The sequence below is a fragment of the Pseudomonas sp. GW821-FHT07F01 genome, from assembly GCF_059418825.1.
The window spans coordinates 951,303-971,906 of sequence record NZ_JBWKQO010000002.1 but is presented as its reverse complement, the minus strand read 5'-3'; the positions used below and the strand labels follow the sequence as shown (position 1 = coordinate 971,906).

14 protein-coding genes are annotated in these 20,604 nt (G+C 66.8%); 8 read left to right on the top strand and 6 right to left on the bottom strand.

Annotated elements, in window-relative coordinates; genetic code table 11:
• The first annotated feature begins 156 nt into the window (after positions 1–156).
• Genes AC07R1_RS10470 through qhpG form a run of 4 tightly spaced genes read left to right on the top strand, consistent with a single transcriptional unit; the run spans position 157 to position 5,756 of the window.
• On the top strand, positions 157–2,061 hold the full coding sequence (locus AC07R1_RS10470) for a sigma-54-dependent Fis family transcriptional regulator (RefSeq protein ID WP_072445019.1): 1,905 nt from the start codon (positions 157–159) through the stop codon (positions 2,059–2,061).
• Positions 2,061–3,779, top strand: a complete 1,719-nt coding sequence (locus tag AC07R1_RS10465) for an ABC transporter ATP-binding protein (RefSeq protein WP_404673663.1) — start codon at positions 2,061–2,063, stop codon at positions 3,777–3,779. Before AC07R1_RS10470 ends, AC07R1_RS10465 begins: the two co-directional genes overlap by 1 nt.
• Positions 3,769–4,452, top strand: coding sequence for a subtilisin-like serine protease QhpE (gene qhpE / locus AC07R1_RS10460; RefSeq protein ID WP_019094087.1), 684 nt, complete (start codon positions 3,769–3,771; stop codon positions 4,450–4,452). Before AC07R1_RS10465 ends, qhpE begins: the two co-directional genes overlap by 11 nt.
• The gene (gene qhpG, locus AC07R1_RS10455) at positions 4,437–5,756 is read left to right on the top strand and encodes a flavin-dependent monooxygenase QhpG (RefSeq protein ID WP_342402273.1); all 1,320 of its coding nucleotides are present in this window, start codon (positions 4,437–4,439) and stop codon (positions 5,754–5,756) included. The genes qhpE and qhpG overlap by 16 nt, the downstream gene beginning before the upstream one ends.
• A 143-nt stretch (positions 5,757–5,899) precedes the next feature.
• On the opposite strand, the gene AC07R1_RS10450 is transcribed toward qhpG, so the two are convergent.
• The 3 genes from AC07R1_RS10450 to AC07R1_RS10440 all read right to left on the bottom strand — a co-directional run bounded on the left by AC07R1_RS10450 (position 5,900) and on the right by AC07R1_RS10440 (position 10,275).
• Complete coding sequence (locus AC07R1_RS10450; RefSeq protein WP_342402274.1) at positions 5,900–7,819, bottom strand: amidohydrolase; 1,920 nt, start codon at positions 7,817–7,819, stop codon at positions 5,900–5,902.
• Between the two features lie 186 nt (positions 7,820–8,005).
• Positions 8,006–9,496, bottom strand: a complete 1,491-nt coding sequence (locus AC07R1_RS10445; RefSeq protein WP_495110507.1) for an aldehyde dehydrogenase family protein — start codon at positions 9,494–9,496, stop codon at positions 8,006–8,008.
• A gap of 200 nt (positions 9,497–9,696) precedes the next feature.
• Complete coding sequence (locus AC07R1_RS10440) at positions 9,697–10,275, bottom strand: DUF4337 domain-containing protein (RefSeq protein ID WP_041774389.1); 579 nt, start codon at positions 10,273–10,275, stop codon at positions 9,697–9,699.
• 236 nt (positions 10,276–10,511) lie between these two features.
• On the opposite strand from AC07R1_RS10440, the gene AC07R1_RS10435 reads away from it, so the two are divergent.
• The 3 genes from AC07R1_RS10435 to AC07R1_RS10425 are packed head-to-tail and all read left to right on the top strand — an operon-like array spanning position 10,512 to position 14,678.
• Positions 10,512–11,990 carry an efflux transporter outer membrane subunit gene (locus AC07R1_RS10435; RefSeq protein WP_495110506.1) on the top strand — a complete coding sequence of 493 codons (1,479 nt, stop codon included), beginning with the start codon at positions 10,512–10,514 and terminating at the stop codon, positions 11,988–11,990.
• Positions 11,987–13,096 (top strand): HlyD family secretion protein, encoded by a 1,110-nt coding sequence (locus tag AC07R1_RS10430; protein ID WP_065363159.1) that lies wholly within the window; start codon positions 11,987–11,989, stop codon positions 13,094–13,096. Before AC07R1_RS10435 ends, AC07R1_RS10430 begins: the two co-directional genes overlap by 4 nt.
• Positions 13,089–14,678 carry a DHA2 family efflux MFS transporter permease subunit gene (locus AC07R1_RS10425; protein WP_093410209.1) on the top strand — a complete coding sequence of 530 codons (1,590 nt, stop codon included), beginning with the start codon at positions 13,089–13,091 and terminating at the stop codon, positions 14,676–14,678. The genes AC07R1_RS10430 and AC07R1_RS10425 overlap by 8 nt, the downstream gene beginning before the upstream one ends.
• 4 nt (positions 14,679–14,682) lie before the next feature.
• Here AC07R1_RS10425 and AC07R1_RS10420 read toward each other — a convergent pair whose 3' ends face one another.
• Positions 14,683–15,513, bottom strand: a complete 831-nt coding sequence (locus AC07R1_RS10420; protein WP_047288070.1) for an AraC family transcriptional regulator — start codon at positions 15,511–15,513, stop codon at positions 14,683–14,685.
• A 275-nt stretch (positions 15,514–15,788) separates the two neighbouring features.
• Here AC07R1_RS10420 and AC07R1_RS10415 point away from each other — a divergent pair, with 275 nt between their 5' ends.
• The gene (locus tag AC07R1_RS10415; RefSeq protein WP_495110505.1) at positions 15,789–17,504 is read left to right on the top strand and encodes a 2-isopropylmalate synthase; all 1,716 of its coding nucleotides are present in this window, start codon (positions 15,789–15,791) and stop codon (positions 17,502–17,504) included.
• Positions 17,505–17,891: 387 nt separating this feature from the next.
• Here the strand turns inward: AC07R1_RS10415 and AC07R1_RS10410 are convergent, their stop codons facing one another.
• Positions 17,892–18,557: an HAD family hydrolase gene (locus AC07R1_RS10410; RefSeq protein WP_015636443.1), complete on the bottom strand. Its 666-nt coding sequence runs from the start codon at positions 18,555–18,557 to the stop codon at positions 17,892–17,894.
• A 101-nt stretch (positions 18,558–18,658) separates the two neighbouring features.
• Positions 18,659–20,314, bottom strand: coding sequence for a WG repeat-containing protein (locus AC07R1_RS10405; protein WP_495110504.1), 1,656 nt, complete (start codon positions 20,312–20,314; stop codon positions 18,659–18,661).
• Positions 20,315–20,604 lie beyond the last annotated feature (290 nt).

Genomic DNA, 20,604 nt, shown 5'->3' with positions numbered 1-20,604 from the left:
ATGACAGGGTAAGCAATTCAGGGCTGCCCGATGATCCGGGCAAAGCCCCTTTACTGCCCCCTGAACCCGGTGTAGACATTGACCACGGCTTGCGTGCTTCGCGCAATCCAAGGGAGTGGAGCGGGATGCAGCGGGCGGACCGATTCGGAGCGCTTGATGACTCTTATAAAAACAATAAAGGGTGAGCAGCAACACGAAGCCCGGCTGGCCCGGGAACGGCTGCACCTGGAAGGCCAGATCCCCGACGGGGTTCTGCGTGCGGAAATCGATGCCTCATGGCGGCGCAGCCTCAGCCATGGCGTGCACTTTGGCAGCCAGCACCAACTGACCCTGGAATCCAGCGCCAGCCTCGAAGTGCTGCTGGCCAGCAACCGCCTGTTGCTGGACGCGGCGATCCCGGCCATCGACTACCTGAGCCAGCATCAGGGCAAGGACGGGATGATCATCCTGGCCAATGCCGACGCCACAATCCTGGCCATCGAAGGTCGCGCCGACCGTCTCAAGGACAGCGGCGTGCAGGACATCACCCTTGGCGCCTGCTGGAGCGAAGCCACCCGCGGCACCAACGCCCTGGGCACGGCCCTGGTGGAGGCCCGGCCGACCCTGATCGACTGCGGCGAGCACTACCTGGACCGTCTCAGCCATTTTTCCTGCACCTCGGTGCCCATCCAGTGCCCCCAGGGCGAGATTCTGGGCGTGCTCGACCTGACCCGCGAAGGCCCCCTGGGCCGGGCCCAGGACAGCACCGCGCTGCTGGCCATGGCGGTCAGCCAGATCGAAGCCCGGGTGTTCCATGCCACCTACCCGGAGCAGATCGTCCTGGCCTTCCACAGCCGCCGGCAATACCTCGAGTCACCGTGGCAGGGGCTGCTGGCCCTGAGCCTGGGCGGGCAGATCCTCGCGGTCAGCGGCCAGGCCTGCCAGTTGCTCAACACCCCGCGCGCAGCCCTGGTGGGCCGGCGCTGCGAAGAGTTCCTCGGGGTCGATGGCCTGCAACTGCTCGCACGCCTGCAACAGGGCGCCGTGGGCAGCCTGCAAACCGCCAAGGGCGAGCTGTTCTACAAGGCCCTGCGGGCGCCGCAGCCAGCGCTCAACCTGCACCGCGCGCAACGCAGCGCTCCGAAAGCCGCAGCCATGCCCCAGGACCTGGAAGCCCTGGCCGGGGGCAACAGCCGCTACGCCCGCACCTTGCGCATGGCCCGTCAGGGCCTGGCCAATGACCTGCCGGTGTTGCTACTGGGCGAAACCGGCACCGGCAAGGAAGTCCTGGCCCGGGCCCTGCACCGCGCCGGCAGCCGCGCCGAGAAACCCTTTGTCGCGGTCAACTGCGCGGCGATTCCCGAAGGCCTGATCGAGTCGGAACTGTTCGGCTATCGCGAAGGCGCCTTCACCGGCTCGCGTCGTGGCGGCATGATCGGGCGCCTGCAACAGGCCCACGGCGGCACCCTGTTCCTCGATGAGATCGGCGACATGCCCCTGGCCCTGCAAGCCCGCCTGCTGCGCGTGCTGCAGGACCGCAAGGTGGCGCCCCTGGGGGCCGGCGAAGAACAGGACATCGACATCGCCCTGATCTGCGCCACCCACCGCGACCTCAAGCAGCAGGTGCAGGACAAGGCTTTTCGCGAAGACCTGTTCTACCGGGTCAACGGCATCAGCGTGCTGTTGCCGGCCCTGCGCGAACGCGAAGACCTGCAGCCTCTGGTGGACAGCTTGCTGGCCAAGCTCGGTGGCGCCCAGGTGAGCCTCAGCGATGAGCTGCGTCGGCTGCTGGCGGACTACCACTGGCCGGGCAATATCCGCCAGCTGGAGATGGTCCTGCGCACAGCCCTGGCCCTGCGCGAAGACGGTGAGTGCCACATCGGCCTGGAGCACCTGCCCGACAGCATGCTCGATGACCTCAATGCCAGTGCCCGACCGCAGACCGGGAGCATCCGCGAGAACGAGCTGGAGCTGATCCGCAGTGCCCTGGACAACCACCAGGGCAATGTCTCGGCGGCAGCGGACGCCCTGGGCATCAGCCGCGCGACCCTGTACCGCAAGCTCAAACAGTTGCGCGCCTGATGCGGCGCCTGATCACCCGGCTGGTGGACAGCCGCGACCCCCAGGCCCTGAGTGCCGCCCTGGGCTGGCTCTACAGTTTCGTGCGGCCCCATCGGCTGGCCATCGGCGGCCTGCTGGGGCTGTCGGTGTGCGCTTCCCTGCTGGTGCTGGTGCAGCCCTGGCTGACCAAGCTGCTGATCGACGACGGCCTGCTGGCCCGGGACTTCCCGCGGCTGGTGCTGATCGCCGCGCTGATGATCGGTGCCGGGCTGCTGGGCACCGTGCTCTCCGGGGTCAACCGCTACCTGCATACGCGGCTGTCCGGGCGCATCCTGTTCGCCCTGCGCGACGACCTCTATCGGCATCTGCAACGGCTGTCGCCGAGCTTTTACGGTCAGCGGCGGATCGGCGACCTGATGTCGCGCCTGGATGGCGATGTGGCGGAGATCCAGCGCTTTGCCGTGGATTCATTGTTCTCCGCCGTGTCCAGCGTGATCGGTCTTGTCGTCGCCCTGGCCATGCTCCTGACCCTGTCCTGGCAACTGTCGCTGCTGGCCCTGGTGCTGATCCCCCTGGACGTGCTCTGGCTGCGCTGGATGCGGCGCAAGGTGGAGCGCGATGTGCGCCAGTTGCGCGAGCGTTCGGCGGACATGTCCTCGTTCATGGTGGAAACCCTGCCGGTGATGAAGTTCATCCAGAGCGCCGGCCAGCAGCAGCGCGAGGCCCGGCGCCTGGATGGCCTTGGCCAGGGCTACCTGCAACAGCTGCTGAAACTGCAAGTCACCGAGTTCTTCACCCAGGCGGTGCCCGGTACCCTGACCTCGTTGTCCCGGGCCTGCGCCTTCCTGATCGGCGGCTACTGGGTGGTGCAGGGCACCTGGCAACTGGGGGCGCTGATTGCCTTTTCCACCTACCTGGGCATGGCGGTGGGCCCGGTGCAGAGCCTGTTGGGCCTGTATGTGGCAATCCAGCGCATGACCGTGAGCCTCGGCCGGGTCATGGAACTGCGCGGTGAGGAACCGGGCATCAGCAACCCCGAGGCGCCGCTGCCGGTGCCGGAGCAGGGCGAGCTGCATTTTCATGCTGTGCACTTTTGCCACCCGGGCCGTGGGATGACCCTGCAGGGCATCGAGGCGCGTATTCCCTACGGTCGCAAAGTGGCCCTCAGCGGCACCTCGGGCGCAGGCAAAAGCACGCTCATCGACCTGTTGCAGCGCCATCACGACCCGCAGTCCGGGCAGGTGCTGCTGGGCGGCGTCGACCTGCGCCAGCTGGACCTGGCGCAGTTGCGCCGGCGGGTGGCGGTGGTCAGCCAGGATATCGTGCTGTTTCGCGGCAGCCTGGCGGACAACCTGGCGTACAGCGTGCCCGATGCCAGCCGCGAAGCCGTGGCCGAGGTGGCGCGGCTGGCGCAGTTGCAAGGGCTGATCGAGTCCCTGCCCGAAGGCCTGGACAGCCCCCTGGGGGAGCGCGGCCAGCAATTGTCCGGCGGCCAGAAACAACGCATCGCCATCGCCCGCGCATTGCTCCAGGACCCGATGATCCTGGTGCTGGACGAAGCCACTTCGGCGGTGGACGAGGCCACCGAGCGCGAGGTGATCGAGGCCATCGACCACCTGTTCGCCGGGCGCACGCGGATCCTCATCAGCCACCGACCCTCGACCCTGGCTGATGCCGAACTGCGCTTCGAATTGCGCGATGGCGTACTGCATGCGCTGGAGGTGGCCCATGAAGCCTGAGCTGCGCATCGGCGTGATCGACAGCGGCCATGCCGCCCATCAGCGGGTGGCGGGCGGACGACGCTTCTTCCTGCAGCCCGAAGGGATAGGCCAGGGCCCCTTGCAGGAAGACGCCCTGGGCCATGGCAGCGCGATCATCGAGGCCATCGGCCAGCGCGCGCCGACGGCGCAGGTCTATGTGGCCCAGGTGTTCGACCGGCGCGCAGTCACCAGCGCCGCGCAAGTCAGCGCCGCGCTGCACTGGTTGCTTGCGCAGGACGTGCGCCTGATCAACCTGAGCCTGGGCCTGCGCCAGGATCGCGACCTGCTGCGCCAGGCCTGTGCCGCGGCCGAGGCCCGCGGGGTGCTGTTGTGCGCATCCAGCCCGGCCCAGGGCGAGGCGGTGTTTCCGGCCAGTTACCCCGGGGTGCTGCGCGTCACCGGCGACGCGCGATGCAGCGCGCAGCAATGGTCATGGCTGAACACCGCCCAGGCTGATTTCGCCGCCTGCGTGCGCGGCAGCAGCCCGGGGCAGTCCGGCGCGAGCCTGGGGTGCGCGGCCCTGAGCGGGCATATCGCGGCCTACCTGGGTGCCCACCCGCAAGCCGACAAGGCCCAGGTCCGGCAGTGGCTGCAGGACAACGCCCACTACCAGGGGCCGGAACGCCGGCAACAGCCATGCACACCATCCTGATCCTCGGCGCGGGGCCGGCCGGGGCCGCAGTGGCCCTGGGGCTGCGCCGCCTCGGCTACCCGGTGACCCTGGTCAGCGACTGGCGACGCTTTCCGGCCCTGGAAGGGGTCTCGCTGCGGGTGCTTGAAGCCTTGCGCGGTGCCGGCCTGGAACAGGCGCTGGCCCAGGCCCTGCAACCGTCCCAGCGGCAGGTGGCATGGAACGGTGCAGAACATGCGCAGAATATCGAATACCTGCTGGATCGCCCGGCCTTCGACCGCGGCCTGCGGGAGGCCTTGCGCGAAGCGCAGGTCAAGCTGATCGAGGGCCGGGTGCTGGGGGTGCAGTCCAGCGAGGCCGGGCATCGGGTCCAGGTGCAAGGGCAGGGCGAGGTGCGCGGCGAGTTCCTGGTGGAGGCCCGTGGCCGGCAGGCGCCGGTGCTGGACAAAGCCTTGCGCCAGGGGGGCGGCAAGGGCCTGCGCGGCCCGGAAACCGTCAGCCTGCTCAACCGCTGGCAGGGCCCTGGCGGCAGCGCCGCCAGCGCGGTGCACAGCCTGGAGGACGGCTGGGCCTGGATGGCCCGGCGCGAGGACGGCCAGTGCTACTGGCAACTGACCCTGGATGTGGAGAGCGCCGGGCTGCCGGGCAAGGCGCAGTTGCTGGAGTACTGTCGCCAGCGCCGCCTGGGCTCGGTCATGGCCCGGGAATTCTTTGCCGGTGGCCAGGAGCAGCAATTGCACCTGCATGCCCGCAGCAGCACGGCGATCCTCAACCCCCAGGCCTGTGGCGCGAACTGGCTGCGGGTCGGCGATGCGGCCATGGCCGTGGACCCTTTATCCGGCAACGGCATTTTCCAATCCCTGTCCTCGGCGTTGCAGGCCCCGGCGGTGATCAACACCCTGTTGCAGCAGCCGCAACGTGCAGCGCTGGCGCAGCGTTTTCACGGGCAGCGGGTGGAACAGTTGTTCCTGCGTTTTGCGCGCATCGGCCGGGACTTCTACGCCGACGAGCAACGCTGGCCCGAGCAGCCGTTCTGGCAGGCCCGCCGGCAGTGGCCGGATTGCCAGCCGGCGCACCGTGCCGTGGACTTTTCGGCCTTGCGCATCGAGCGCGCCCCGGTGCTGCGCGACGGCCTGGTGGATGAAGCCGAAGTGGTGATTACCCCGGACCAGCCCCTGGGCATCTGGCATGTACAGGGCGTGGAACTGGCGCCGCTGTTGCGCCGTTTGCGCAGCCAGGGGGCGGCCCAGGCCCTGGCGCAACTGAGCCCGGACCAGAATCGGCTGATACGCAGCTGGTTGCTGGCCCAAGGCTACCGCCCCTGAACGGGGATCGTAGGAGCGAGCTTGCTCGCGAACCGCGCAGCGGCCATCCACCGGAGTGAACCTGCGGTCTTTTTCGCCGGCAAGCCGGCTCCTACAGGGGGCACCGGGAGCTGGCGCAGCCCCCGGGCTTGCACTGGCCGCGGTCAGCTACGGGGGTTGAGGTACACCCGCTGGCCGCCTTTCCAGGTTTCGCAGACCTTGATGTCGCGAATCCGGGTGGCCGGGAACTTCTCGTCCAGCGGGTCCTGTTCGAGGATCACGAAGTCGGCGAAGTTCTGGTCCTGCAGGGAGCCGGTCCAGGCCTCGGCATGGCACTGCCAGGCAGCGTCGTAGGTGATGGCTTTCAGCGCCTGCTTGCGGGTCAGGCACTGGCCCTCATTGAGGATGGGTTGCAGGCGCGGGTCATGGACGAACTGGTTGTCATGATTGCGGATGCCTTCCATCTTGCGGGTCACCGCCTGCTCCATCGAACGCAGGGGCCCCAGTGGGGTCACCGAATAGTCGCTGTGCAGGGAAATCCGCAGCTCGTGGTCCAGGGCCGACTTGCAGAGGTCGAGCATGTTGTGTGCCTTCTTTTCGAAAATGGCTTTATCGAAGGCGTAGCCCCAGTAGCCGACATGGCCAATCAAAAAGCTCGGCGACAGGCCCAGGCGCTGCATGGTTTCCAGGGTGCTTTTGCTCAGCAGCGAGCAGTGTTCGATGCGATGGCGCTTGTCCAGGCCGCTCTGGCCCTGCAGGGCCAGGTCATAGGCCTGCAGAGTGAATTCGATGGCCTGGTCGCCGTTGGCATGGATCATCAGCGGCCAGCCTTTTTTCACCGCCGCGTGGATAAATTCCTGGTATTTGACCGGGAGTGTTTTCGGGGTGTCCTCGCCCTCGTCGCACAGATTGAAGTTGCCCACCGGGCGGGCGGTCTCGCAGCAGTAGGGCGCGACCTGATAGCCGGTCAACCCCTGGTTGGATCCGTCCGAGATCACCTTGATCGAGCCCTGATACATATGCCTGGCCTCTTCCCGCGTGGCCGGCCGATAGTCCGGCAGCAGCTTGAGGGCTTCGAGCGAGTTGTTGCAGGCGGCGGCGTAGCCGATCCGCAGCGTTCTGGGGTGGGACAGGAAGTAGGCGTTCAATACCAGCTTCGACAAGGGGTCCATCATCGCGTCGTACAGCAGGGTGATCCCGCGGCTGGCCGCGGTGGCGAAGAAGGTGTCCAGGCGCTCGAAGATCTTCAGCATTGCAAGCTTCTGCCTGGCGGGAATCGACAGGATCCCGGCCACTATCTGGGTTTCCTGCAGCACGCCGTTCTCGACCATGACCCCGGTTCTTTCATGCACCAGATCCCGGGCCGCCGTGTTCATGTAGGCGGTGTGCATGGAGGCACTGATCAGCAGCATCGGCCGCTTGGCCTCGATGGTGTCCAGGTAGCCCTCTTCGGGCGTGTCGCCACATTGCAGGGTCATGAGTTGGTTCAGGCCGCCCGGCACCACCTTGAACGGCATCAGCGCCGGATCGACCAGGTGCCCGAGGACCCAGCTCGTGCTGTCTTCGGGGAGGTTGTTCTGGATGGTTTCCTTCAGCCAGCCCCAGGTATAGAGCGGCCGCAGGCGCTGGCTGTTTTTCTCTGGCGCCTGCTGGCTATCGCCGTCGTCGGGCTCGATGGCGCCCAGGTTCAGCCAGCCATCCATGGCGCAGCTCTGCACGATGTGGGCGTGGGGCTCGACCAGGCCGGGCAGCAGGGTCTTGCCGTGCAGCGACTGCTTCTTGTAGTCGATGCCCAGGGCCTGCATGCGGGCTTCGACGGCGGCCAGGGTGCCCGCGGCGACCACGTCGCCGGCATGGATGCCCAGGGCTTCGACCCGCTCATCCATGTTGCCGTCGCGCAAGGGGTAGATGATGCCGTCATGAAACACCAGGGATTCGCCGTTCGCGTCCCTGGCCGGGCCCTGTGCTGCGTTGGGGTGGCTGGCGATGTAGCTGGCGGGGTCGAGGGTGTCTTTCAAGGCTTCCCAGACGGGGTTGTGGCAGCCGCACTGGATGTAATCGTGATCATTTCCATTTGATCCCATGATGCTTTCCTCGGGTTTTCGGTGGTGATGAGGCGTTGTGGGGGGATGAGCCCAGGCTCTTCAAACGAGGTGGCCAGCCGGCTCGGGCTGAGCGTAGCAGTGCTTTGCACGGCGAACAGGGCGGTCGTCGGGGGGGGCGCCGGACCACCTCCGGCGCCCCGGGTGGGGCGGTTGGCGCGGGGCGGATCAGAGCTTGATCAGCACTGATTTCAACTCGGTGTAGTGCTCGATGGCCGCGTGGCCCATTTCTCGGCCAAGCCCGGACATCTTGTAGCCGCCAAACGGCAGCGCCGGGTCCAGGGCACTGTGGCAGTTGACCCACACCGAACCGGACTTGATCCGCGGAATCATCCGGTGCACCGCCGCCAGGTCGTTGGACCAGATGCTCGCGCCCAGGCCGTAGGGGCTGTCGTTGGCCATGCGCAGGGCGTCGGCCTCATCGTCGAAAGGAATGGCCACCAGCACCGGGCCGAAGATCTCTTCCTGCACCAGCGAATGCTTCTGGTCCACATCCACTATCACCGTCGGCTTGACGAAATACCCCGGGCCGAACTGTTCGCCGCCGCAGGCGATGGTGGCGCCGCTTTCGCGGCCCATCTCGATGTAGCGATAGACCCGCTCCTGCTGGCGCGCGGAAATCAGCGGGCCCATCTCGACGCTGGCGTCCAGGCCATTGCCCAGCTTCATGGCATTGGCGATGCCGGCGATGTCGGCTACCACCTTGTCGAAATGCTTGCGCTGCACATACAGCCGGGAACCGGCGCAGCACACCTGGCCCTGGTTGAAGAAGATCGCGCTGGCAGCCCCGGCCGCGGCGCTGGCCAGATCGGCGTCGGCCATGACGATGGTTGGCGACTTGCCCCCCAGTTCCAGGGTTACCCGGGTCATGGAGTCCATGGCGATCTTGCCGATTTCCTTGCCCACGGCGGTGGAGCCGGTGAAGGTCAGCTTGTCCACCAGGGGGTTGCGGGTCAGGGCGCTGCCGGCGGTGATGCCGGTGCCGGTGACTACGTTGAACACGCCGTCGGGGTAGCCGGCTTCCTGCACCAGTTCGGCCAGTTTCAGGGCGCTGAGTGGCGTTTCATCGGCGGGCTTGAGCACCAGGGTGCAACCGGTGGCCAGGGCCGGGCCGAGTTTCCAGCAGGCCAGCAGCAGCGGGAAGTTCCAGGCGACGATGGCGCCGACCACGCCCACGGCTTCGCGGCGGATAAAACTGTGGAACTGATCGTCAGGCATCAGGGGCAGCGAGACCTCGACGCTTGAACCCTCGATCTTGGTCGCCCAGCCGGCCATGTAGCGCAAGAAATCGATGGACAGTTGCACGTCCATGGCCTGGGCCACGGCGGCGCTCTTGCCGTTGTTCAGGCATTCCAGCTGGGCCAGCAGTTCGGCGTCGCGCTGCATCAGGTCGGCGAGTTTCCACAGCAGGTTCTGCCGCTCCCGGGGGCGGGTGCGGGTCCAGGGCGAATCGTCGAAGGCCTGGCGTGCGGCGAGCACTGCGCGGTCCACATCGTCCACCGTGGCCCGGGGCACCAGGCACAGCTGTTCGCCGGTGGCGGGGTTGCGCAGGGACATGGTCTGGCCGTCGCCGGCCTCGGTCCAGTGGGCACCGATCAGCATGCGCGGGGCGCGCTGGATAAAGGCCGTGGTAGCGGCGAGCAGTGGGGCAATAGCCATGGCGAAGCCTCTTGTTGTAGGTGAGGCAGGGGCTTTCGCAATGGCTGTGCCAGTTCCACCCAGGCGCCGCGGCCCCGCTATGGCGGGGCCTGGGGCGCAGCACCGGGGCTTGCGCGGCGGCAGTTTTTCGCAAACTGCGACAGCCCGGTGAGATTCAAGAGACGCATCGGCTGGCAGGTTCCGGGGGCCGGCAGGGGGCTCTAGATGTGCAGCCAGGCCAGGGTGCCCAGCAGCACGCTGCCGCCGGCCGCGCCGTAGGCGAGCTTCTTCAGCCATTCCTTGCGGGTCAGCAGGGTGATGGCCGCCATCGAGATGGCGATCTGGATCGCCATCATCGCCTGGGCCCAGCGATGGTGCTGGTGCAGCGCGGCTTCCGATTGCTCGTCCCAGTCCCGGGCCTCGGCTTCCAGGGCCTCGGCCTTGAGGCGCACCGCTTCCTTTTCCTTCTGGTAGCGCTGGGCTTCGATGCCGTAGTGCGCGGCATCGACTCCGGGAATGTGGGTCGCCAGCTCCGCCAGGTTCTGCCGGCTGGACTTGGCCTGGTAGTAGCTCCACTGGTTGGCGGCTTCGGTCTTTTTCATCGCGGCATTGTTCTTGTCCATCGCCGCCAGGCTTTCCGAGGAGCCGGCCTGATAGCTCAGGAGCGCTCCCAGGGTGGCCATGATCGCCGTCATCACCGCGATCTTGCTGGCGAAGCGGTCACTGCGCGCGTGGGCTTGTTCGCTCACGTGTTCCAGGTGCTTTTCGTGGGGGCTGGGCACATCGAAGTCTTCGGTCATGGCGATCCGATCGGCTGGGTAGGGGGTGTTTCAAATTGTATCCATGGCCACTGGCGCCAGCAGGGCCAGTGTGAGTTCGTTCAGCTGGCCGACAGCCTGGAGCTGTGGGCCCAGGCCGGAAGGGCCGCGCTTGGGATCAAGGTTGACCATTTCGCGATAATCGAAAAGAAGTTCTCGTTAGACGGTCGCCAGCTGGCCTTTCTAAAGTAGGCGCTTCGAATCCGTGAGTACTTCCCATGCCCATTTACCCGAGGCCTGCATGGGCCCTGTGCGCCCTGTTGGCCGGTTGCACCCTGGGGCCGGAACGGCCGCCCGGCAGCACTGTGCCCCTGCCCGTGAGCCACCTGGACGCAACGGCCGAGCAGGGGCTCGACCAGTGGTGGCAGCTCTACCGTGACCCTGGGCTCAATGCCGCGGTACAGGAAGCCCTGAGCCAGAACCGCGACTTGCGGATGGCTGCGGCCAACCTGCTTCAGGCCCGGGCGCTGCTGCGCGAAACCGATACCCTGCGCCAGCCTTCCACCCAGGTGACGGCCCGCGCCGGCTACGGCAGTACCGCCGACGACCAGCTGGAAGCCGCCTTGCAGGACAGCCAGCACATCCGCACCGGCAGCCGCTATGGGGTCGGCCTGGATGTGCAGTGGGAGGCCGACCTGTTCGGCCGCCTGCACGGCCTGGCCGATGCCGCCCGGGCCGATGCCGAGGCGGCCCGGGCCGCCGAAGATGGCCTGCGGGTGGTGGTGGCCGCGGAAACCACCCGTGCCTGGTTGCAGGCCTGCAGCTATGGCCAGCGCCTGCAGGTGGCGGGCGAGTCCCTGGCGCTGGTGGAGCAGGGCCGCACCCTGAGCGCCCGGTTGTATCAGGCCGGCGCCGCGGTGACCCTGGATGTGGTGCGCGCCGAAGGCCTGGTGGGCCAGGTGCAGGCCAGCCTGCCGCCGCTGCAGGCCGGACGGCAACGGGCCCTGGCCGAACTGGCCGTCTTGCTGGGGCGCCCCCCGGGTGATGCACCGGCGGCGGCCCAGGCTTGTCGCCAGGCCCCGACCCTGGGGTCGCCCATGCCCCAGAGCGATGCCCTGGCCATGTTGCGTCGGCGCCCCGACGTGAGTCAGGCCGAGCGCCGGCTGGCGGCGGCCACGGCGCGCATCGGCGTGGCCCGGGCCGACCTCTATCCAAGGGTCAGCCTGGGGGCCGGGGTCTTCACGTCGGCGCACCACCCCGCGGGTTTCGATGACCGTGATGCGTCGGTCTGGCAACTGGGGCCGCTGTTGTCCTGGAGCTTGCCCAACCTCAATGCCGCCCGCGCCCGCATCGCCCAGGCCAGCGCCGGAGAAAGCGCGGCGCTGGCGGATTTCGACCGCAGCATCCTGGCGGCCCTGAAGGAGCAGCAACAGGCCCTGAGCGACTACCAGGCCGCGTTGCAGCGCCAGCAAGCCCTGCACCTGGCAGCCGAACGTGACCACCAGGCCTTGCGCCTGGCCGGGCTAGCCAGGGCCGCCGGTGCCTCCACGGCCCTGGATTACCTCGATGCCCAGCGCACCGATGTACGTACCCGGGCCGCGGCAGCGCAGGCCGATGCCGCCGTCATCGATACCCAGGTGCTGGTGTTCAAGGCCCTGGGCGGCGGCTGGCGCAGCGCGCCGCCGATTGTCCTGCCGCAGCCGAGCCGGGCTGCGGCCAACCCTTTCCCGCGAACCCCCAACGAGCCTTTGCAATGACCCAGACCCCTGTTCCCGCTTCCCCGGCGCAAGCCGTCACCCGCCGTCGCTTACTCGGTTATGCCGGGCTGGCGCTGGTGTTGCTGCTGGTTCTGGCCTGGGGCCTGCGCTGGTGGTTCAACGGGCGTTTCCTGGTGGAGACCGACGATGCCTACCTGCGCTCGGACATCGTCACCATCGCGCCCCGGGTCGCCGGCTACCTGGTGGCGGTCGAGGTCCGGGACAACCAGCCGCTCAAGGCTGGCGACCTGCTGGCGCGGATCGACGACAGCGACTACCGGGCCCGGGTCGAACAGGCGGAAGCGGCGCTGCGCGAGGCCCAGGCCGAACAGCGTGCCGGGCAGGCGCGGCTGGCCAATCTGGCCGCCCGCCAGCAACAGCAGCAGAGCCTGATCGCCGAAGCCCAGGCCCGGGTCGGCGCCGCCGAGGCCGAGGCACAACGGGCCGGCCAGGAAGGGCGGCGGCAGCAGCACCTGGCCAGCCAGCAAGTCAGCAGCGTGCAGCAACTGGAAAACGCCGCCGCCCTGGCCCGTCAGGCCGATGCCGCCCTGGGCGCGGCCCGCGCCAGCCTGGCCGCGCGGCGCCAGCAGGTACAGGTGCTCGATACCGAACAGCAAAGCGCCCGGGCGCAACTGGACAAGCTCGAAGCGGGCGTGGCCCGGGTCACGGCCCAGCGGCAACTGGCCCGCATCGATCTGGCTCGCACCTTGATCCGCAGCCCGGTGGACGGTATCGCCGGCCAGCGGCGCCTGCGCCTGGGGCAGTACGTCGAAGTCGGTGCGCCGCTGTTGGCGGTGGTGCCTGAGGACGCCTATGTGGTGGCCAACTACAAGGAAACCCAGGTCGACGGCATGCGGCCCGGGCAAGCGGCTCGGGTGGAGGTCGACGCCTTGGGCGGCCATGTACTGGAGGGACGGGTGGAGAGTTTCGCCCCGGCTTCCGGCGCTGAATTCGCCCTGCTGCCGGCGGACAACGCCACCGGCAACTTCACCAAGATCGTGCAGCGCATGCCGGTGCGCATCCGCCTCGATCCGGGGCAGCCGCGACAGGCGCAGCTGCGCCCCGGGATGTCGGTGGTGGTGACCGTGGACACCCGTCATGACTAGTGCCCAGGCCGTATCGGAAGGCACCGGCGAGGCCGCCGCACAGGCAATCTCCCTGCGCACCTGGGTGGCGGTGCTGGGCAGCGTGGTGGGCTGCTTCATGGCCGGGATGAACGTGCACGTGACCAACGCTTCCCTGCCGGACGTGCGTGGCTCCCTGGGGGCGACTTTCGAGGAGGGGTCGTGGATCACCACCGCCTACCTGGTGGCGGAGATCATCATCATTCCCATGACCGGCTGGCTGGTCTCGGTGTTTTCCATGCGCAGGGTACTGATGGTCGGCACCGCCGGTTTCGTGCTGTTTTCGATCGCCTGTTCCCTGGCGCCGAACATCCACAGCCTGATCTTCGCCCGGGTGCTGCAAGGGGCCTTTGGCGGGGTGCTGATTCCCCTGTCGTTCCAGCTGATTGTCACCGAGCTGCCAGCGGCCCGGCATCCCATGGGCATGGCCCTGTTCGCCGTGGCCAACAATGTCGCCCAGGCCGCGGGACCGTCCCTGGGCGGCTGGCTCACCGATGCCTATTCGTGGCGCTGGATCTTCTACCTGCAAGTGCCGCCGGGGCTGTTGCTGCTGGCGGCCATCGGCTGGTCGGTGCGGCCCCAGCCCATGGTCCTGGCAAAGTTGCGCCAGGGTGACTGGGGCGGCATCGCCAGCATGGCCGTGGGCCTCTCGGCGTTGCAGATCATGCTGGAGGAGGGTGGCCGTTACGACTGGTTCGCCTCAAGCTTCATCAGCCATTGCGCGATCCTGGCCACGGTCGGCCTGCTGGCCTTCGTGGCCATCGAACTGCGTCGCGAGCAGCCGTTGATCAACCTGCGCCTCTTGGGGCGCTACAACTTCGGCATTGCCAGCCTGATGCAATTCACCTTCGGTGCGGTGGTGTTCGGCGTGGTGTTCCTGGTGCCCAACTACTTTGCCCAGATCCACGGCTACAACGCCCGGCAGATCGGCCTGATGATGATTCCCTACGGCCTGATCCAGTTCGTCATGTCGTTCGCCACCCCGCGGCTGATGCGCTGGACCAGCGCCCGCACCATCATCATTGCCGGGTTCGCCATCACTGGCATCGGCTGCCTGATGAACATCCACCTCAACCCCGATGCCTCGGTGAACGTCATCGTGCCCTCGCTGGTGGTGCGTGGTATCGGCCAGTCGCTGGTGGTGGTGGCGCTGGGGGTGATGGCGATCCAGGGGCTGGAAAAGGACCAGGTGGGCTCGGCCTCCGGACTGTTCTCCATGGTGCGTAACGTCGGCGGGGCCATCGGTATCGCGCTGTCCAGCCAGATTGTGGTGGAGCGCGAGAAACTCCACGCCCAGCGCATTGGCGAATCCGTCAGCCTGTTCGCCCAGGCCACCGAGGAGCGCCTGGTGGAACTGGTGCGCCTGCTGGCCCAGGCACCGGTGGAGTACGCAACGGCCCTGCATTCGGCGGCGCTGGCGCCCCTGCGCCAGCAAGCCCTGGGCATGGTGGACAAGGTGCTGCACCGCGACGCCCTGCTGCTGGCCTACAGCGATGCCTTCTTGCTGGCGGGGCTGGCCATGCTGTTGTGCGTGGTGGCCGGTGTGCTGCTGCGCCGGGCCTGAGCCCTCAGCGGTAGAACTCCGAAGGCGGCGTGCCGAACTGGCGCTTGAAGGCGGCGGCGAAGGCGCTCTGGCTGTCGTAGCCGTGCTGCAGCGCCACTTGCACCACCGGCATGCCCTCGGCCAGGCACTCCAGGGACATCAGCAACCGCGCCTGCTGGCGCCAACGGCCAAAGGTGATGCCGGTGTGGCGCTGGAACTGGCGATGGAAGGTCTTGGCGCTCATGGCCAGGCAGTCGCCCCATTGTTCGGCGGTGCGATTGTCCGAGGGGTCGTCCGCCAGCGCCTGGCACACCCGCAGCATGCGCGGCTCATGGGGCCAGGGCAGGCTGAACGGCAGCACCGGCAGCGAGCGCATCTCATCGAGGATCAGGCGCATCAGGCGGCCGTCGCGGCTGTCCGGCGCATACTGCGTGCCGACCTGGGCGGCGGCCAGGATCAGCTCGCGCAGCAACGGCGAGACCTCGATCACGCAGTCATGCTCGGGCAGGCCGGCAATGGCATCGACATTGATGAACAGGCTGCGCATGCGCACCGCGCCGCGCATGCGTACCCGGTGCTCGACGCCGGCCTGCAACCACACCCCGCGGCTGGGCGGCACCACCCAGCGGCCGGACTCGGTGTCGATCACCAGCACGCCCTCGATGGCATAGGCCAACTGCGAGCGTGGATGGCTGTGGGCAGGTATTTCATGGCCGTTGGGGTAATCCACGGCGATGCTGGTAACCGGCATGGACAGGCAGTCGATGGACGAGACAACAAGCAGATCGGACATGCAGCGCAGCGCCTCCGTCCTGGAAGGGATCATGGGGCGCTTATCATAGGTGAAAATGTCCATTTTGCGATAATCAAAGGGCGTTTAGCGCATTACATTCAGAAGATCGCTACCTAGACTACAGATCACTCCTTGCCCGCCGACGGTTGCAACCGCCCATGAACCCCCTGTTCCTGACCCTGCTACTAGCGCTACCCCTGCCTTACGGCCGGGGTCTGCCGGTGCTGCCAGGAACCTGGCACCCAGGCTGATCTTCCCCAGACTCCGGCCTCGAAGCGCTTTCCATGATGAAAGCAGGGGAGATCCATCGCGTTCTCCATTGTGCTTTCGAGGTCAGTATGCTCGCCCATCCCCATACCAAATACCGTGCCTTTGCTCCCGTGGACCTGGCCTCGCGCCAGTGGCCGTCACGTACCATCACCCAGGCTCCGATCTGGCTGTCCACCGACCTGCGCGATGGCAACCAGGCGCTGTTCGAGCCGATGAACCGCGAGCGCAAGCTGCGCCTGTTCGAGGAACTGGTGCGCCTGGGCTTCAAGGAAATCGAAGTGGGATTCCCCGCCGCCTCGCGCACCGATTTCGAGGTGGTCCGCGAGCTTGTGGAACAGCAGCGGATTCCCGCCGATGTCACGCCCATGGTGATGACCCAACTGCGCGAGGACCTGATCCGCGAAACCGTACGCAGTGTGCAGGGTGCGCGCCGGGTCATCGTCCACCTGTACAACGCCATCGCCCCGGTCTGGCGGCGCGTGGTGTTCGGGCTTTCGGTGGACGAGGTCGAGTCCCTGGTAGAGCGCCATGTCAGGCTGTTGCGCGAGTTGACCGACCAGCATCCGGAAACCGAATGGGTGTTGCAGTATTCCCCCGAAACCTTCTGCATGGCGGAGCTCGAGGTGTCCCTGCGCATGTGCAACACCGCGATCCGTACCTGGGACGCCGGCCCGGGGCGCCCGATCATCATCAACCTGCCGACCACCGTCGAGGTGGCCACCGCCAACGTCTTTGCCGACCAGATCGAATGGATGCACAAGCGCCTGGAGCGCCGCGACCAGGTCACGCTGTCAGTGCACCCGCACAACGACCGGGGCACCGGCGTGGCCTGTGCCGAACAGGCGTTGCTGGCGGGCGCCCAGCGGGTGGAGGGCTGCCTGTTCGGCAATGGCGAGCGCAGTGGCAACCTGGATCTAGTGACCCTGGCCCTGAATCTCTATACCCAGGGCATCAGCCCCGGGTTGGACTTCTCCGATATCGCGGCAGTGGCCCGGGTTGCCGAGGAATGCACGGCGCTGCCGATCCATCCGCGCCATCCCTATGTCGGCGACCTGGTGTTCACCGCCTTTTCCGGCTCGCACCAGGACGCCATCGCCAAGGGCTTGGCCGCCCAGGCGGCTGACGGTTTCTGGGAGGTGCCCTACCTGCCCATTGATCCGCAGGACCTGGGGCGGACCTACGACAGCATCGTGCGGGTCAACAGCCAGTCCGGCAAAGGCGGGATCGCTTTCCTGCTGCAGCGCGACCACGGCATCGTCATGCCCCGGCGCATGCAGATCGAGTTCAGCGCCATTGTGCAGAAGCTGGCTGATGCCAGTGACGCCGAGTTGAGCAGCGACGCTTTATGGGAGGTGTTCCAGCGCACCTATCTGGCGTGCTCAGAGGGCACGGCCGGCCTGCGGTATCTCGCTCATCGGTTGTTCGATGCCCCCGAGGGGCAGGGGATCGAGCTGCGGGTCGCCACCCCCGGGAACCAGGAGGCGTGCTTGCATGGCGTGGGCAACGGACCTGTCGCGGCGGCCCTGGCCGCCCTGGGCTTGCCGCTGCGCATCGACAGTTTTGAAGAGCGCAACCTGGGGGCGGGGGCCGATGCGCAGGCGCTGGCAATTGTCGAAGCGGTGTGGCCGGGCGTTGCCGGGTCACGTTTTGGCGCCGGCTGTCACGCCAATATCGTCACCGCGTCGGTGCAGGCCGTGATCAATGCCGCGGCGCGGTTTTATCCCGAGCAGGCGCTGGCATTCGTCCCCACCCAGGCATCGCTTGCGGAGCGGGCGGCTCCCTGAGTGACCCGCACGAGCAGTCGGCGCCCCAGGGGCCGGCCGCTGGAGCCCGGGCAAAAAAAAGCCCGCTGTAGCGCGGGCCAAATGGGATTCGTTAAGGAGTGATTGGCAATATAGGGGCGGCGAGGTGAAAGCACCGTGAAAAAAAAGTCGTGCAGGGATAAACCTCCAGCATCTTTGCCCAAGTCTTAGGGTGTTTTCGGATATGTCCGATATTACTGCCCCTGGAGCCCGCGTATATTCCCTCCTGCTCGCCCAGCCAAAGGGGGTACTTCGGTCTGGATGCCACTGCCGAAGTGATGGGCGAGCACCTTTTTCCCTCCTGCCGTTTCTTTCTCCCTGGCTGTTTCCTTCCCGCTTGGCCTGGCCAATATCCTCATCCCATTCCCTTCAGGGCAGATCGAGCCGGCGCCGGATCTCGGCCCACAGTTGCGGGTCGTCGAAGTCGTTGATCACGCGGTGGGCGCCGGCATCCAGCAGGGTTTGCGGGCGCTGGCTGGTGGCCAGGCCGAACGTGCAGATCCCGGCTTTTACCGCGGCTGTCAGCCCGGGTACCGAGTCTTCGAAGGCCAGGGCCTGGTCGGCGGTGGCCTGCAGGCATTCCAGGCCGCTCAAGTAGGGCAGGGGATCGGGCTTGGCCCGAGGCAACTCCTCGGCCACCAGCACCGTCTGGAAGCGCTGTCGCAGGCCCAGCACCTCGAGCATGTGCTCGGCATTGGCCCGGGGCGCGTTGGTGACCACGCACACGCCGATGCCGTGCTCCTGGGCAAAATCCAGCAGGCGCAGCAGGCCGGGCATGGGCATCAGTTGCGGGGAGAGTTGGCGAAAGCGCACTTCCTTGCGCTCGGCAAAGGCTTCATGTTCCGCCACGCTGCGCTCGGGGAACAGGTAGCGGCACATGTTGGCATTGGCCTGGCCGCTGACATGGGCTTCGAATTCTTCCTGGGTGAAGGTCCGGCCATCCTCTTCCAGCAGCAGTTGCTGCAGGGCCAGCAGGTGCAGGGCGTCGGTGTCGGTCAGGGTGCCATCAAGGTCGAAGAGCAGAGCATTGAGCATGGGACAGTTCCTGTCGGGCCCCATCCGGGCCGGTTGGCTGAATCGATCAAGCCCGCATCCTAGCAGGCTTGATCCCAACCGTGACCGGTTCGCTCGGGGCCTCAGCCCTGTGCGTTGTCGCCTTCGCCCTGGTCTTCCACTTCGTCAGGCTGCGGGCAGTAGTCCTGGGGGTTGGCCGGCCACAGCACCTGGTCATGGCCGTCGTGCACCTGTTCGGCGCCGCAATCGACCTGGCTGACCTGGAAGCTCGGAGTGCCGTCCAGGCGATACAGGGCCTTGAGGCTGCGGGACTGGTCATCGCCCATGCCTTCCACGGCATAGCCGAAGATGGCGCCGCGGGTTTCGTCCACCACCAGTTCCTGCCACTTGCCGGGGATCAACCGCTTGCCCTTGAGGTCGTACAGCGCCGAGGTGGCCAGGGCCGAGGTGTCGTCGGTGGCCAGCAGGTAGTGGCCGCTGTTGTCCAGGTGGATGTCGACGTACTGGCCCGGCTCCAGCAGCACCTTGCCGCTGGCGTCCATCAGGCCCACGGTACGCACCTGGGTGGCCTGGCCGAACAGGGTGGCCTGCTTGGTCGGGCTGTTGGCGGTGCTGAAGACGAACAGGTCGGCATTGATCGCGCCGATCTGGGCGTAGGTGGGCTTGAACAGCTCGACGCCCTTGTCCACATCGAAGATACCGAAGGTGGCGCTGAACACGTTCTGCAGCACCGCGACCTGGTTCAGCCCCGGTACCTGCCGGAACATTCCCAGGGGGCTGAAGCCGGCCGGGTCCGCCGAGTCGTAGACCGGCTGCACCTTCCATTGGCCCTGGCGGTCGATCAGCCCGGCCTTGCCGGAGCTGCCGTCGGCGTTCTTGGCGGTGACCAGCGCGCCCTGCTTGCCGAATACCTGGCAGGTGCCGAACTGGGCCTGGATCACGGTCTTGCCCTGGAAATCCATGTAGCCGCAGGGGCTGTCGTATTTTTCCCGGAAGGCCACCAGGCCGTCACCCGGTTCGCCCATCCAGTTGTAGGTGGCGGCGCTGATCAACTGGGCCTGGGCATCGGCCAGGGCCTTGCCCTGTTCGGTGCTGACCACCAGATGCTGGTTGGCAAAGTAGTCGATGCTGTCGAAGTCGATCTTCTTCTGCTCGCCGGTCTTGAGGTTCAGCGCCCACTTGTCGTTGCCGCGTTCGGCGATCATCCACCAGCCGCGCTTGGCGAAGTCATCGCGGACCATGCTGCTGTCATACAGGGCTTCGGTCACCACCTCGCCCTTGGCACTGAGAATGCCGCGCTTGCCGCCGATCTCGTAGACGATGAAGTCGTCGTTGCCGCCCACGTACAGATCGTCGAAGCGCGGTGGCTGAATCTGTTTGCCGCTCTGGTCGATGATGCCCTGCTTGCCGTCCTGGCCGAAGCCGAAGTAGCCCGGGGTCAGCAGCCGCAGGTCATCGGTGAAGGCGGCCTTGAGGGTCTGCTTGCCATCGGCGCTGCTGAGGTTCCAGGTACCGTCCTTGGCGAACAGGAAGGTCTTGTCCAGGGGCAGGGCAACCACGGCGTCGTAGTCGTTGTCGGCGCTGACCAGCACCTTGCCGTCCTGGTCCAGCACCGCGCATTCGCCATTGGCGCAGATCGGCATGACCATGGCCGCCGGAGCGGGGGCCGCAGCGACGGCTGCAGTCTTGGGACTGGTTTCTTCCTTGCATCCGACCAGGGTCAGGGCAGACAACGAGAGGATCAGCGAGCCGAGACGGGCACAGGCGCTTCTATCCATGAACTTCAGGTTCCTTGTAAGAGGGGAGGTGCGGCACACCCCATGGGACGGGGCAGGCAAAGCGGGGGTGATTCTGCGGCGCCGCCGGATAAATGCAAGATCCAATTGCAAAGAAAACCAGCGGTACAGCCTCGTCGCCGGCCTTGAGAGCTGTTCTGGCGCTGGCTAATCGCTGTCTCAGACTGAGACGTTTGTCTCGAAATTGAACGTCGGGTAACACCCGCAAGCCCGCCAGGGACCGGCGTCTTCGCCCAAGTCGTTGATTCCGGGTTCTTTTATAAGCTGGCACG

Excerpts from the sequence above, each read along its gene's own strand:
- qhpE (WP_019094087.1), top strand. The coding sequence starts at position 3,769 with ATGAAGCCTGAGCTGCGCATCGGCGTGATCGACAGCGGCCATGCCGCC.
- qhpG (WP_342402273.1), top strand. The coding sequence starts at position 4,437 with ATGCACACCATCCTGATCCTCGGCGCGGGGCCGGCCGGGGCCGCAGTG.
- AC07R1_RS10465 (WP_404673663.1), top strand. The coding sequence starts at position 2,061 with ATGCGGCGCCTGATCACCCGGCTGGTGGACAGCCGCGACCCCCAGGCC.
- AC07R1_RS10415 (WP_495110505.1), top strand. The coding sequence starts at position 15,789 with ATGCTCGCCCATCCCCATACCAAATACCGTGCCTTTGCTCCCGTGGAC.
- AC07R1_RS10445 (WP_495110507.1), bottom strand. The coding sequence starts at position 9,496 with ATGGCTATTGCCCCACTGCTCGCCGCTACCACGGCCTTTATCCAGCGC.
- AC07R1_RS10450 (WP_342402274.1), bottom strand. The coding sequence starts at position 7,819 with ATGGGATCAAATGGAAATGATCACGATTACATCCAGTGCGGCTGCCAC.
- AC07R1_RS10405 (WP_495110504.1), bottom strand. The coding sequence starts at position 20,314 with ATGGATAGAAGCGCCTGTGCCCGTCTCGGCTCGCTGATCCTCTCGTTG.
- AC07R1_RS10430 (WP_065363159.1), top strand. The coding sequence starts at position 11,987 with ATGACCCAGACCCCTGTTCCCGCTTCCCCGGCGCAAGCCGTCACCCGC.
- AC07R1_RS10435 (WP_495110506.1), top strand. The coding sequence starts at position 10,512 with ATGCCCATTTACCCGAGGCCTGCATGGGCCCTGTGCGCCCTGTTGGCC.
- AC07R1_RS10410 (WP_015636443.1), bottom strand. The coding sequence starts at position 18,557 with ATGCTCAATGCTCTGCTCTTCGACCTTGATGGCACCCTGACCGACACC.
- AC07R1_RS10425 (WP_093410209.1), top strand. The coding sequence starts at position 13,089 with ATGACTAGTGCCCAGGCCGTATCGGAAGGCACCGGCGAGGCCGCCGCA.
- AC07R1_RS10470 (WP_072445019.1), top strand. The coding sequence starts at position 157 with ATGACTCTTATAAAAACAATAAAGGGTGAGCAGCAACACGAAGCCCGG.
- AC07R1_RS10440 (WP_041774389.1), bottom strand. The coding sequence starts at position 10,275 with ATGACCGAAGACTTCGATGTGCCCAGCCCCCACGAAAAGCACCTGGAA.
- AC07R1_RS10420 (WP_047288070.1), bottom strand. The coding sequence starts at position 15,513 with ATGGACATTTTCACCTATGATAAGCGCCCCATGATCCCTTCCAGGACG.